The organism is Actinomadura sp. 6N118, assembly GCF_044326415.1.
Lineage (GTDB): Bacteria > Actinomycetota > Actinomycetes > Streptosporangiales > Streptosporangiaceae > Spirillospora.
Map to the genome: position 1 here is coordinate 429,280 of NZ_JBIRAZ010000006.1, position 12,851 is coordinate 442,130.

General features: G+C 69.0%; 11 protein-coding genes. 5 read left to right on the forward strand and 6 right to left on the reverse strand.

The window, feature by feature from the left end; genetic code table 11:
• The first annotated feature begins 252 nt into the window (after nt 1-252).
• A complete protein-coding gene (locus ACH34W_RS18435) occupies nt 253-3,219 on the forward strand; it encodes a DUF4132 domain-containing protein (protein WP_395962129.1) in 2,967 nt (988 codons plus the stop codon).
• Between the two features lie 50 nt (nt 3,220-3,269).
• Here the strand turns inward: ACH34W_RS18435 and ACH34W_RS18440 are convergent, their stop codons facing one another.
• Together ACH34W_RS18440 and ACH34W_RS18445 are read right to left on the reverse strand one after the other, a co-directional pair.
• Entirely contained in the window at nt 3,270-3,575 is a 306-nt protein-coding gene (locus tag ACH34W_RS18440) for a hypothetical protein (RefSeq protein ID WP_395962130.1), read from the reverse strand.
• A 20-nt stretch (nt 3,576-3,595) separates the two neighbouring features.
• A complete protein-coding gene (locus tag ACH34W_RS18445; RefSeq protein WP_395962131.1) occupies nt 3,596-3,886 on the reverse strand; it encodes a hypothetical protein in 291 nt (96 codons plus the stop codon).
• Between the two features lie 12 nt (nt 3,887-3,898).
• On the opposite strand from ACH34W_RS18445, the gene ACH34W_RS18450 reads away from it, so the two are divergent.
• Nucleotides 3,899-5,983 carry a tetratricopeptide repeat protein gene (locus tag ACH34W_RS18450; RefSeq protein ID WP_395962132.1) on the forward strand — a complete coding sequence of 695 codons (2,085 nt, stop codon included), beginning with the start codon at nt 3,899-3,901 and terminating at the stop codon, nt 5,981-5,983.
• Here ACH34W_RS18450 and ACH34W_RS18455 read toward each other — a convergent pair.
• The 4 genes from ACH34W_RS18455 to ACH34W_RS18470 all read right to left on the reverse strand — a co-directional run bounded on the left by ACH34W_RS18455 (nt 5,975) and on the right by ACH34W_RS18470 (nt 10,163).
• On the reverse strand, nt 5,975-7,285 hold the full coding sequence (locus tag ACH34W_RS18455; protein ID WP_395962133.1) for a hypothetical protein: 1,311 nt from the start codon (nt 7,283-7,285) through the stop codon (nt 5,975-5,977). The genes ACH34W_RS18450 and ACH34W_RS18455 overlap by 9 nt on opposite strands.
• Entirely contained in the window at nt 7,282-7,623 is a 342-nt protein-coding gene (locus tag ACH34W_RS18460) for a hypothetical protein (RefSeq protein WP_395962134.1), read from the reverse strand. Before ACH34W_RS18460 ends, ACH34W_RS18455 begins: the two co-directional genes overlap by 4 nt.
• Nucleotides 7,624-7,759: 136 nt before the next feature.
• Nucleotides 7,760-9,601, reverse strand: a complete 1,842-nt coding sequence (locus tag ACH34W_RS18465; protein WP_395962135.1) for a hypothetical protein — start codon at nt 9,599-9,601, stop codon at nt 7,760-7,762.
• Between the two features lie 97 nt (nt 9,602-9,698).
• A complete protein-coding gene (locus ACH34W_RS18470) occupies nt 9,699-10,163 on the reverse strand; it encodes a hypothetical protein (protein WP_395962136.1) in 465 nt (154 codons plus the stop codon).
• A gap of 172 nt (nt 10,164-10,335) precedes the next feature.
• On the opposite strand from ACH34W_RS18470, the gene ACH34W_RS18475 reads away from it, so the two are divergent.
• The 3 genes from ACH34W_RS18475 (at nt 10,336) to ACH34W_RS18485 (ending at nt 12,629) form a co-directional block, all read left to right on the forward strand.
• Nucleotides 10,336-10,488 carry a hypothetical protein gene (locus ACH34W_RS18475; RefSeq protein ID WP_395962137.1) on the forward strand — a complete coding sequence of 51 codons (153 nt, stop codon included), beginning with the start codon at nt 10,336-10,338 and terminating at the stop codon, nt 10,486-10,488.
• A gap of 472 nt (nt 10,489-10,960) precedes the next feature.
• Nucleotides 10,961-12,277 (forward strand): RNA-guided endonuclease IscB, encoded by a 1,317-nt coding sequence (iscB, locus tag ACH34W_RS18480; protein ID WP_395962138.1) that lies wholly within the window; start codon nt 10,961-10,963, stop codon nt 12,275-12,277.
• Nucleotides 12,195-12,629: a helix-turn-helix domain-containing protein gene (locus ACH34W_RS18485; RefSeq protein ID WP_395962139.1), complete on the forward strand. Its 435-nt coding sequence runs from the start codon at nt 12,195-12,197 to the stop codon at nt 12,627-12,629. The genes iscB and ACH34W_RS18485 overlap by 83 nt, the downstream gene beginning before the upstream one ends.
• The last annotated feature ends 222 nt before the right edge of the window (nt 12,630-12,851 follow it).

Consider the following 12,851-nt stretch of genomic DNA (forward strand, 5'->3'; position numbering starts at 1 on the left):
CGGGGCGCGGGGCCGGCCCCGGACGCGACGGAGACGTGTGGGGCAGCGCAGCCGAGCCCATGGCGGCTGGCAAGGCCCTCGATGGCGTCGAGCGGTAAGCCCCGTTCACGTCCATTGGAACGGTGGGTGGACGCCCGATCGAGTACCGCTTCCAGGCAGGGACTCTCACCGGGCGAGGTTTGCGGCACCGGCGTCTGTCGATGATCGCGGTTTTGCATGATCTTGTCGGGCGTTGGCGCTAGCTTGCTCCGCATGCCCCAGAACGAGGATCTGCTCATCCTTCCTGATGATTGGCGCGCCACTCTCCATCCACGTCGTGGCGGGACGCCCGGACCCTTGCTCGAACTCGCCCCGGACGCTGCCTCCACCGTTCAGCAGTGGGTAAAAGAGATGCGCGACGAGATCGACTATCTGCTCGACAACCAGCAGAGTCGAAGGGACCTTGCCGGATCCGCACGCGCGCACATGCAGGGAGAGACAAACCCGCAGGGCGCCGCCGTGCTCGCGGCCGTCCTCGCCGCGGAGTGGTTCCTAGGGAACGACCACGAGTACGGCGAGGAACCCTATGCCACCTTCGCGGACGCGTGGATCGGCGAGCACGGCCTGGTGTTCGCCGCCGAGGCCACGGTCGAACTCAGCGGTGTCTTCGTCGACGGTTACGAATGGCGGGAACGGAAGCAATGGCGCCATCTCCGGGGCCGCCGTCTGGACAAGCAGGACCCCTGTTACAACCGCGGTCTGGACTGCCTCGCCCTGGTCGCGGCCCGCACTCGCGCCTTTCTCGCGGCCGCCGACGAGCTGGAGTACCAGCGGGTCGTCGAGGCGCTGGGCGAGCGCCGCCAGGACGGCATGCGACGTCTGGCCGCCGCGTACCTGGTGCCGACGCAGACCGCGTGGGTCGACGAACTCTGCGCGACCCTGCCCCAATTGCAGCCGGACACATGGATGATGGTGCTGCGCACGATGGGGTCGGCCGACCATCTCGCCACGCTGCTCGCCGGTCAGAGCGGATGGTCCTGGCTCGACGGCAGGCCGGGTGTGCTCCCCACGGCCGTCGACGGCGTCGGTCCGGCGCTGGCCTCGACGCTGGCCACCGTCGCCGACGAAGAGACCGAGATCGGACGCGCCCCGCAGGAGTTGTTGCGGGCGCTCGGTGTACTCGCGACGGACGAGGCGTTCCGGCTTCTGGTGGACCGCCTTGACCGGCCGCACGTGCACAAGGCCGTGATCGAGACGGCCCGCCATTTTCCCGGGCGTGCAGTGCGGCTGCTCGGCAAGGCGGCCGCATCGGGCCCCGCGCCGATCTCCGCCCACGCCGTCCGGCTGCTGCGCGACCATGTGGCGGCCCGTCCCGACGTCACCGCCGCCGTTCTGCCGCGGCTGCCCGCCGCGGTCCGCGAGGTCGTTGAGTCGATCGACGAGCTGGCGGCCGGATGGGTGCCGGAGGCTTCGGCGGAGTCCCTGCCACGGCTGCTCGTCGAGCCGCCGTGGACGCGCGAGCGTCCCACGTTCAAGCGAGTGACCGTCAAGGGACTCCAACCGCTCACGGTGCCGGGAGAGTCAGAGGAACGAGCGGCGATCCGCGCCCTCATCCCCATCGCGCTGGGAAAGACCGGCCCACAGCGTTTCAAGGCGGAAGCCTCCCTTCGGCGCATTGCCGCGGCTGAGGGTGAGGAAGGAGTCCTCGAGGTGGCCGGTGAATACGGTGTCAAGGCCGCTAAAGCGGCCAAGACGCTGCTCGCCTCTGACCCTCTGAACGACCTTCCGGCTGAGATGCCGCGGCGGGAGGTCTGGCAGGATCCGTACATCCTTCCCCAGGTGCTCCTTCGGGAGAACGGCCTGGCGCTTCCCACCGATGCGCTCGACCACATCGTCTCCATGCTTTCCATCTCCAAGCCCGACAAGCCGTACGCGGGCATCGACGTCGTCAAGGAGATCTGCGACCCCGCCTGCCTCGCCGAACTCGCCTGGCGGCTGTTCGAGCTGTCGGGCCTGCGTGAGCAGAGCTACAGCGCGGAAGAACGCAACTGGGTGCTGACGGCCCTCGGGTTGTTCGGCGACGACGAGACGGTGCGCAGACTCACGCCGGTGATCCGCGCCTGGCCGGGCGACGGCGGCCACCACAAGGCGGTCAGGGGCCTAGACGCCCTGCTCGCGATCGGCACCGAGGTGGCGCTGATGCATCTCCACGGCATCGCCACCAAGGTCAAGTACAAGGGCATCAGGACGAAGGCGCAGGAGCGGATCAATGCCCTGGCCGAAGAAATCGGATTGAGCCCCGAACAGCTCGGTGACCGGCTCGTTCCCGACTTCGCGCTGGATGAGACGGGCGGGACCTTCCTCGACTACGGCCCGCGCGGCTTCACTGTGGGCTTCGACGAGCAGCTCAAGCCGTACGTCATCGACGACACCGGGCAGCGGCGCGCGAGCCTTCCCAAGCCGGGCGTCCGCGACGACCAGGAGCTGGCCCCGGCCGCATACAAGCGGTTCGCCACCTTGAAGAAGGACGTCCGGACTGTGGCCGACGAGCAGCTCCGGCGCTTCGAACGGGCCATGGTCGCGCAGCGGCGGTGGACCGCCGAGGAGTTCCGGACTCTGATCGTCGGGCATCCGCTGGTGTGGCACGTCGCCCGGCGGCTGGTGTGGATCACCGAGGACGGCCGCACGTTGCGCGTCGCCGAGGATCGGTCGTTCGCCGACCTCCAGGACGACGAGCTGACCCTGACCGAGACGGCCTGGGTGGGGGTGGCCCACCCGCTCCAGTTGTCCGGCAACCTGGAGGCCTGGGCCGAGGTGTTCGACGACTACGAGATCGTCCAGCCCTTCCCGCAGCTGAGCCGCCCCACGTACGCGCTGACCGAGGAGGAGCGCGCGGGCACCGAGCTGGCACGCTTCCACGACGTCACCGTGCCGGTCGGCAGGCTGGTCGGCATGGAACGGCGCGGCTGGCAGCGAGGCAGCGCCGAGGACAACGGCATCCAGGTCAGCGTCCTCCGGGAACTGCCCGGCGGAGCAGCCCTCGTCATCAGCCTTGATCCGGGCATCGTCGTCGGTGACATCGGTTACTGGCCCGAGCAGCGCATCGAACGTGTCTGGCTCAACCAGGGCACCGACCTCAGCTGGCGGACCGAGTCCCGCCCCCTGCCGTTCTCCGAGCTGGACGCGGTCACCGCCTCCGAAGTCCTCGCTGATCTCGTCGAGCTGACCACCGTCGCCTGACCTTGCCCTCGCCTGCTATGTCGCGCCGACTCGGCCCAGGACGAGCACACCTAGGTGATGTTGAAGTCGCCGTGGACGTCGCGGAGCTGGATGCTCTTCTCGGCGGGGCCGTTGAAGACGTTGACGACGCCGTCGGCTGTCGCGGTGGCCTGCGTCTGGGCGCTGCTCCAGATCGCCTCGAGCTCGGCGCGGAACTCGGGATCCTCGTCGAGGACACGCTGGACGTTCTCTTCGGTCGGCTCGCCGCGGAAGCGTTCGCGGACGCGGCGCGAGATCTCCGCGACGGCCGCGCGTACCGGCTCGCTCGCGACCTCGACGGCCTTGCCCGCCATGGCGGTGGCGATGGCGACGGTCATTGGATCAGGCACACCACAGTTCAGCACGGATCGGCTGCGGGAGCCAAGGCAATGGAACGTCGCGATGTGACGGGCAACGACTTCAAGGAACGTGTGAATGTGGCCGTGGCCTCCGGGGCGCCTTCGGCGGTGGGGTCATGAGCTGCGGCGTTGGCGCTCGCTGCGAGGCCCTGGCACACTCCGGCTTGCGACTGGGCGGACTTGCGGATCACGACCTTGCGGGCGGTGCCGAAGTGGCTGGCGAAGACCATCACCAGGCCGGGGACGGGAACCGATATGAGGGTGAAGCCCGCAACGTGGTCCAGGCGCATCGCGTTGAGGTGATGAACGTCTACACCACGCCGGGTGCCGTACGGGAGGAGCCACCGTCCGCGTTGCCCCCGGCCGCGAACCAGTTCCATGACCGGGAGCCGTTGCTGCGGCAGATCACCGAAGCCGTGAGTGTGAAGCGCCACGCCGGTGAGCCGATGGTGGTGATCGTGGCCGGGCTGAGCGGGGTCGGGAAGACCGCGATGGCGGTGCACTGGGCGACCCTGGAACGCGACCGGTTCCCTGATGGCCTCCTCTACTCCGATCTCGGCGGTCTCTCGCGGCGCGGCATGGGCGGTGGCATCGGCGAGACGGTGACCTATCTGCTCGAACAGCTCGGGATCTCGGGGGAGCACCTGCCGCGTTCGGATCAGGGGCGGCTGGCGTTGCTCCGGTCCCGGCTGGCGCGCCGCAGGGTGTTCCTTCTGCTCGACAACGCGCGTCTGGCGACCGAGGTGGAACGCCTTCTGCCCGCGTCCCCGGACAGCGTCGTGTTCGTGACTACAGGTGGTGAGCTGACCGAGGTCGCCGACCTGGCAGGACGGCAGAACGCCGAGGTGATCCTGCTGCGTGAGCTCTCGGAAGGGGTCAGTCTCGATCTGCTGCGTTCGCTGATCGGGAGCGAGCGGGTCGACCGGGAGATCGACGGCGCCCGGGCGCTTCTGCGCGTCTGCGGCGGCTGGCCGCTGGCGATCCGGCTCGCGGCGGGCAGGCTGAAGACCCGTCGCAACCTGGGCCTGGCCGACCTCGCCACCAGATTGGAGGCCGCCCACCGAGACCCGCGCCGGGTTCCGGAAGGGGAGTGGGCCGTGCGCGTGGTCGGCGACGAGGTGTACGGGGCGATGCCTGACGAGGTGCGGCGGGCGTACCGGATGCTGAGCCTGCATCCCGGGGCGGGTGACCGGCCGACTCCCACGCCAAGGGCGGGCAGGGGCCCGAGGGTGGTCTTCGGAACGGGCGCCGCCGCGGCCCTGCTGGGTTGTACGGAAGCGGAGGCGGACGCGCTCCTCGACGAGCTCGTGAACCGCCATCTTCTGGACGACGAGGCCGGTCGCTTCGTCTTCCATGACCTGATTCGCGTGCACGCACGAAACAGGGCGGAACACGAGGAGACCGCCGAGCACCGCGACGCCGCCGTTCGCAACGCGGTGGAGTGGTACCTGCGGGCAGCCGCTGAGGCAGATCTCGCCGTCAACTCGCACAGGCCGACGACCGGACCGGTTTTCCGGGAGCTGCGTGGCCGCCCGTCGCCGTACGGATCGGGACCGGAAGGCGTAAAGCGCGGGCTCGGCTGGTTGCGGGCCGAGCACCAGAACCTGTGCGCGATGGTGTACGCCGCCGAAGACCGCGGCTGGCATGACCTCGCCTGGCAGTTGTGCGAGGCGCTGTGGGGCTTCTACCTCTCGCTCAAGCACTACGACCAGTGGATCGAGACGCATCAGATCGGGCTGCGCGCCGCCGAGCGACTTGATGATGCCGAGGCGCGATTCCGGATGGGGATTCAGCTCGGGCGGGCGCTGTACGAGACGCGCCGGTTCGCCGAGGCGCATGACGTGCTCGCCGGGACGCTCGAAGTGGTGACCGACCCGCTCGACCGGGCGACGACGCTGGAGTTCATCGGACGTGCCCACCTGGACGCCGGTGAGCCGGGGGAGGCGCTGCCGTTCTTCCAGCAGTCCAAGGAGCTGGAAGAAACGCATGGCCGGATCCGTGGCGTCGGGATCAACCTGCACCATCTCGGCCGTACGTACCTGGCGCTGGGCCGGGCGGACGACGCCGTCCGCTGCCTCGACCGGGCGCAGGAGATCTTCGAGGGCATCCCGGACCCCTACAACCGGGGCCGAACGCTGATCACCGTCGGCAGGGCACACCTGAGGGCGGAACGCGCCGAGCCTGCCGCGGCGGCCCTTGGGACGGCTCTTGAGATCATGCGTGCGGAGGACCGTACGTACCAGGTGGGGGAGATCTACGAGTCGCTGGCACACGTGGCGGCGATGATGAACGACCCGGCGCATGCCGCGGAGCTGCGCGCGGCGGCGATCGCCGCGTACGACGAGGTCGGCAGTCCCAGAGCCGACGAGCTCAGGGACTCAGCCTGAGACGTGCTCCCAGGTGAACGGGAACTCGACCCGGCCCAAGCTAGTGCTCAGCGTCGCGGGCAGTGCGGCGATGGAGTGCCCTTCGGCAGTCCAGGCGTAGATCGCGGAGGCCAGAACGCCCGGATCGATCGCAATGTCCACCCGAAGCCTCGGCACACTCGGTTCGATCGCCGTGTCCGCCCGAAGCCTCAGCACGCCGCCACCGGGAAGCCGTAGCCGGCACACGCCGTCCTCGCGGGTCTCGGCCACCATGACGTCCCGATCGTCGAACGCCGGGAAGGCGCGGGCGCCGGCCCGCTGGACGACGACGTCGGCCAGCCCCCGGAGCCGATGGTCGGTCTCGGTGCCGTCCACCACCAGGTGCCGGTTGGCGCGCAACGGCGCCGCGCGCAGATCGGCCATCTCAGCCGGAAAACGTTCGACGAGGAAATCCGCACGCCCCGGTGACCGCGTGATCGTCACCGTGGCGAGCAGCGCCGGTCGCTCGGCGTCCGCCCACGGCCGCGGCTCGGGGCCGCACGGCGGCACCGGCGACGTCCGGACTGGGGCCGGAGGGGGATCGAGACGCATCAGCCGGTACATGTTCGCCCGGAGGATCTCGGCCGCGCGTCCCTGAACGGCGAACACCCCGTCCGCGACGTGCGCCCCTGTCCGCGGATCGTGCATGGCGATGGCGGAATCGACCTGCTCTGCCAGCGGACGGTCATCGATCACCGCCGCATGACGCGCCAGTTCGGACAGGGCGGTCCGGGGATCCACCGCGTCCGCCGGGAAACGTGCGAACACCACCGGCCGCCCGAGCGCCGCTCCGTACAACGCGACGGACCCGTGGTCACCGATCACAAGGTCGGACGCGACCAGCGCGGCGCGCCAGCCTTCGCGCGGCGGAACCACCACCAGGCCCGCACGGCGGCAGTCCGCCAGCCATGCCCGCACCTGCCAAGGGCTGTGGCCGTGCCACACGTTCGGATGGATGACCGCCGCCACGAGGTACTCGTCCACCGGCAGGTCGGCGATCAGCCGCGCGATCAGCCCGGGATCCTCGCCCAGCAACGATCTCGGCCCCCAGGTCGAGGTGACGACGACCAGACGCTGCCCGGGCCGCAGGCCCAGCGCCGCGCGATAGTCCTCCCGCCACGGGAGACTCGCCACGAGCCGGTCGAAGCAGATGTCCCCCGCGACCAGCGCCCTGTCCAGCGCCTCGGGGCACTCCTCGCCGAGCCGTTCCAGTTGCTCCGCGTGAGAGAGGACCACGACCGAGGGCACGACCTCGCCGTCGTGAAGCAACTGATCACGACTCAACCCGTAGGCCGCTTTCTGCTTTCTGCTTTCTGCTTTCTGCTTTCTGCTTTCAAGTATTTATTGTATCCAGCGCCATGTGGAAGTGTTATAAGTGGCGCATTTATCTCGTGCAAGGGGCCGCTGCTGGCCGCCGCGAGAGCGAGATCGAATTCCCTTCCTGTGGCCTCTTTCCATGAGATCGCCTTGACTTGGAGGTCGGCGAGGAATTCGTCCACCCCATCCGGGGCGGTCGCTCCGGGGGCCGTCGTGAGAAAGAGCTGGAGCCGGTGGTCCCCGTCGAACGTCGCCAGCACATCCAGCAGGCGGGTCGTCGACGTCACCGTGTGAGTGATCGCCAAGACCGAACGTTCCGTGCGGACCGTCGACCCGCCGGGGGAAGGAACGGTCAACGTCGCTGTCCCCTCGACTCGTCACCATCAGGGCGAGTCACTCTACCCGCACAAACAGGACAAGTCGGCAGCAAATGGCGCCGCGTCAGCGGCGCTTCTTACGCGACCCTGCGTTCTTGCCCTTCTTCTTCGGCTTCTTGGGTGTGCGGCCCCGGGCTCCGGGCCGTTCCTCGGATAGACCCTGACGCCGTCGGTGGGCCGCCTGAACGGCCCTCACCACCGCCGGCGCAGGATGGTCGATCAGGGCCGACATGATCCGTTCCCGCCATGGGTGGTCGGCGTAGGACACCGCCGTCACCAGATCGGCGGCCTCGGCCGGATCGGTGTCGTGGGCGAAGGCAGGGAGGAGGGTCCCCGGGTGGCCGCCGAGCTCGATACCGGCGGCGGCCATGTCCGCCAGGACCCAGGCGCCGTCCGCGTGGCCGGGCATGAACTCGGTCTGTTCGCCGCGATCGGCCAGGCGGAGTGAGGCTACGCCGGCGATACGCGGGTCGCCCTCCAGCGACGCGAGCGCCGCCCTGCCCGCCGGCCCGAGATCGTCGATGAGCATCGTCACGCCCACCGCACGGGCCAGCGGGCTGGCCTCGCCGAGGGCCTGAGCGATCTCCTTGGCCGCGTCGTCGGCGCTCCGGCCGTTCAGCCAGCCGGACAACTCCTCCTGGCGTTCCGCCTCGTCGTACGCGCGCATCCCGTAAATCAGCGTCGCGGCGTCGACCCCGGAAAGCGAACCAAGAATGGGGACGGGGAATTGCGCGACACGCTGGAGCAGCACGCGCCCCGCCCAGAGCCCCAGCGGTGTGAGGACGAGCGCCGAGCCCGCCCGTTCGACCAGCCCGGCCAATCCCAGCATTTCTGCGGCGTGCTCGATCGCTCGTGTGCCGGCGGTGAGCCCCCTGTCCCGCAGCTGTTCCTCGGCTTCGCCGGGCGTCGTCGGCTCACGCCGGTTGAACAGCAACAGGAGCAACGACCTCGACGCCTCCAGGGCCGGGCGATCGCGTTCCGGCACGGGAAGCTCCGGATCGATCAGGCTGAGGATCACCTCTTCCCATGACTCCAATGTGTCGGCGTCGTCTCCGTCCTCCAGCACCAGATCGCCGCAGTGCACCGCTCGTTCGTCGTCATCGATCTCAAGCAGGCCGCTGTCCAGTGCGATCACCCAGAGCCGGTGCAACTCGGGAAGTTTGGCCGCGTCAACGAGCTCGCCGGGAGGCGGTTCGGCAAGCCCGAGATGCGCGACCAGCTCCAGCGCGGCCCTCGGCGGCAACACGTCATGCTCGGTGATCCCTTCCGAGACGCCGATCCAGTCGAGCATGCCGATCAGCGTGGCCGCCAAGGGGGCCGCCCTGACGGCGTCGGCCAGCTCAGCGAGCGGAGCCATCCGCACCGGAGGAATGGGCGGAGCCACCTCCTCGGGCCCCGAGGCGGGAACGATCGCGACCCGTCGCCCACCGAAGGCGACGGCGATCTCATCCGAGTACCTGTCGAGGTCCGCCACCTCCCGCCGCTGCACCGCGCCGACCTCGTGCCGCCCCGCTGCGGCCGTCTGGAGCACGGACTTGGAACTGCTCCAGAGCTGTGGATTCATGACGGTCATCTCCAACCGCGGGCGCACCCGATCCAGCGCCGTCCGCAGCCGCCCGGCGTCCTCGTCCCCGATCCGGCCGGTCGCGCCCAGAAAGGAGATGACGTCCGCCACGGCCGCCGACACCGCGGGAAGTTCCTCGTCCGGCTCAATGATCACCAGCTCCCGGGGGCACGCCTCGAGCAGCAGTTCCTCGAGGTCGTCCGGCGTGAGCTCGGCCAGCCCCCGCGCCAGATGGTCGTCGGCCAGCGCGGACAGGACCCGAACGGCGTCCACTGAGCCGCCGTGCCCAGATTCCACGGCCCAGGCGGTGAACGAGTCGAGAAAAGAATCCTGGTGTGCCACGGGAAACGAGGCTAGTGGCCGACACCGGCCGGACCCCGCCATTTCAACGGCCGCCCCGCTCCCCGCCGCCCGAAGAGTCGCGTTCGCCCGCCGACCATCAAGGCCGTTCCGCCGCCAGAGGCGCAGCTACCGCATCGAGGAAGGAGTGCAGCTCTTCTGGCCTGATGCCGACGAGTTCTGCGCGGTGGACGGCCATCAGGAGCAGGTGCGCCACCATCTCTCGTCCTTGGTCTTCGCCCCCGAACCACTCCCAGAGTTTCTCGAACCCGAGATCGTTGAGCTCGCTGCTCACTCTGTACCGTTCCCTGGCCTCCCGGACGACCTCGGCGATGGCTCTGAACCGGTCCGTCCCAGGTCGTGCGCAGTAGAGGCGAGGATGGTGTCGATCGTCTTGCCAGTGACAGCCCGCCGGCGGGTCAGCGCTCATGGCCGCGTACACCGCCGACATATCCCTTCCTGAGTAGGGGTTGAACAGCAGTACGAAGCACTGCATAGGCTTGCCGTCCTCGCCGACAAGCCGGACCTCATCAGGGTGGAGCGTCGGATAGTGGTCGCTGGGCATGAGCGCTCCGAGTTCATAGTCAGCCGACGTGGGGTCTTCGACTCACACTTCTCCTACGCCGTGCGAGCCAGGCGTCGCCCTCGTCGATGAGAGTGATGGTGTGCTTCACCGCCATGGTCCCTCCTGCCGTGGATACCCTCGATTCCACACTGTCACCGACCTCTGACAGAACGTGGGCGCTCCGCGCCTCACCGGCGACGCGTGCGGGTCGCGACGCCGCGACGCCCGCCCCGGGTGGCGGGGGCATGACGACCGCGCGGAGATCGTGGCTGATGAGCGGTTCACCGAGCATCTGATCACGCTGAAGGAGAAAGAGGAGGGGTGATGGGTGTCGGATATAGCAAGTGGTCCGAGGTGGAGGCAAAGGCTGCTGCGCTTGACCGGCGCAGTGATGTCGAACGTGCCGCCGGAGAAACCGCGCCCGTCAAACGCTCCCCGGCCTGAAGGCCGGGGCCTTGTCCCGCTAGTCGGGGTGGGCCTTGTTTGACCAGCCCGAGCCAACACGTTTCAAGGAGGTGACTTTGTTGGCTACGTTCCGTTCAGGATCGCAGACCCACTCTCGCGTGCTTCTCCAGCGCGGGACTCTGGAATCTGGTTCAGCAGACATGCCTGGGAGCAGGCACGAAACGGGAGCCGGACATCACCCTGGGGTGGTACCCGGGGCGGGACATGGGCGAGGAGAGACCACCGCCGTTTCACCTGACGGCGGCGGCGTCACCCCCAACCCCTCACGGGTTGGGGAGAAGCCGCGTGAGCGGCACCCATCTGCCCGTCATCTGTCTGTCTGTCATCCGTCGGTGTTCGTGCTCGACAAGCACGGCACCCCGCTGCAACCGTGCCACCCGGCCCGCGCGCGGGAGTTGCTGCGCAAGGGCCGGGCGGTGGTGCACCGGCACACACCGTTCGTCATCCGGTTGAAAGACCGCACCGCCGCCACCTGTCAGGTGGACGGGGTTGAGCTCGGGGTCGACCCGGGGTCCAAGCACACAGGGATCGCGGTGTTCACCGCCCGGGGCGGGGAGCGGCGCGGCCGCTACAGCATCCAGCTCGACCACCGCGGCGCCACCATCGGCAAGAAGATGGAACGACGCGCGGCGTACCGGCGTGGCCGACGATCCCGGAACCTGCGTTACCGGCCGCCCCGGTTCGACAACCGGACCCGGCCGAAGGGGTGGCTGCCGCCGTCCCTCAAGCACCGCGTGGACACCACGGTGTCGTGGGTGGACCGGCTCACCCGCTGGGCACCGGTCACCGCTGTCCACGTCGAGCGCGTCGCGTTCGACACCCACGCGCTCGCCGTCGGCGGACCGCTGGAAGGCGTGGAATACCAGCAGGGCACCTTGCACGGCTACGAGATCCGCGAGTATCTGCTGGCCAAGTGGGGGCGGTCCTGCGCCTACTGCGGCGCGGAGAACGTGCCGCTGAACATCGACCACATCCACCCCAGAGCCAAGGGCGGGTCGGATCGGGTGTCGAACCTGACGCTGGCTTGCATCCCCTGCAACCAGACCAAGTCCAACCGGCCCGTGGCCGAGTTCCTGGCCACCAAACCGCAGATGCTGGCGGCGATCCTGGCGCAGGCCAGGGCGCCACTGAAGGACGCCGCCGCTGTCAACTCCACCCGAGCGGCCCTGACCGACGCGCTCGGGCAGCGCCTGCCCACCCGGACCGCCTCAGGCGGCCGCACCAAGTGGAACCGCACCCTGGCGGGTCTGCCCAAGACCCACACCCTGGACGCCCTGGCCGTCGGTGACCTGGAGACCATCACCCAAGTCGTCGGGCGGGTGCTTGTCGCGGGATGTTCGGGGCGCGGATCGCATGCCCGCACGACTCCGGACCGGTACGGGTTCCCGCGCTTGACACGGCCCCGCACGAAGGTGTTGCACGGGTTCCAGACCGGCGACCTGGTCCGCGCGGTCGTCCCGACCGGCAAGAAGGCCGGAACCCACACCGGACGCGTCGCCGTCCGCGACAGGGGCTACTTCGACATCCACACCCGACACGGCCGCATGGCAGGCATCGGCCACCGGCATGTCCGGCTCCTGCAACGAGCAGACGGTTACGCCTACACCACCCACCCCGAAACCACACCCGACCACCGAAGGAACAGATAGATGCCCACCACACCCACCGCGCTACGCGCTCAGAACCGCCCCGGCTCCGCCGGGCCGCCCCCTACCGGGGCCCGGATTCCTCCCCGGCTTGAAGGCCAGGGCATCCTCCGGAGGAACTGGTGAACGGCGCGAAGCGTATGTCCGTGGTTTCCAGCTCGCTGAGATCCGCAAGGCGGCTGGAATCACCCAAGCCGAACTTGCCGACATCCTCGGTGTGAGCCAAGCGCGCATCTCCAAGATCGAGCATGGTGAGGTATCCGGCATCGATGTGGTCCGCGACTACGTCGCCGCCCTCGGCGGCCACCACGATCTCGTTGCCACCTTGGGCGACCGCACCTGGCGGGTCGCCTGACCACCATCAAAGCCGCATCCATTCGGGCGCTCCAGCGGCAAGCAACTCTCTCGAAGTGGGACGGCGTGCCCGCCGAGGAGTTCCCAGGCTTTCCTGGGTGATCAGTGCAGCCAATATCAGTTCTCGGAAGACGACCTCAAGGGTTGGCGGCATCCGGCGAAGGGGCGCGGGCGTAAGAAGGCCCTGATCTGTCGGCCGACTAGTGACCGCGCGGCCGGGAGG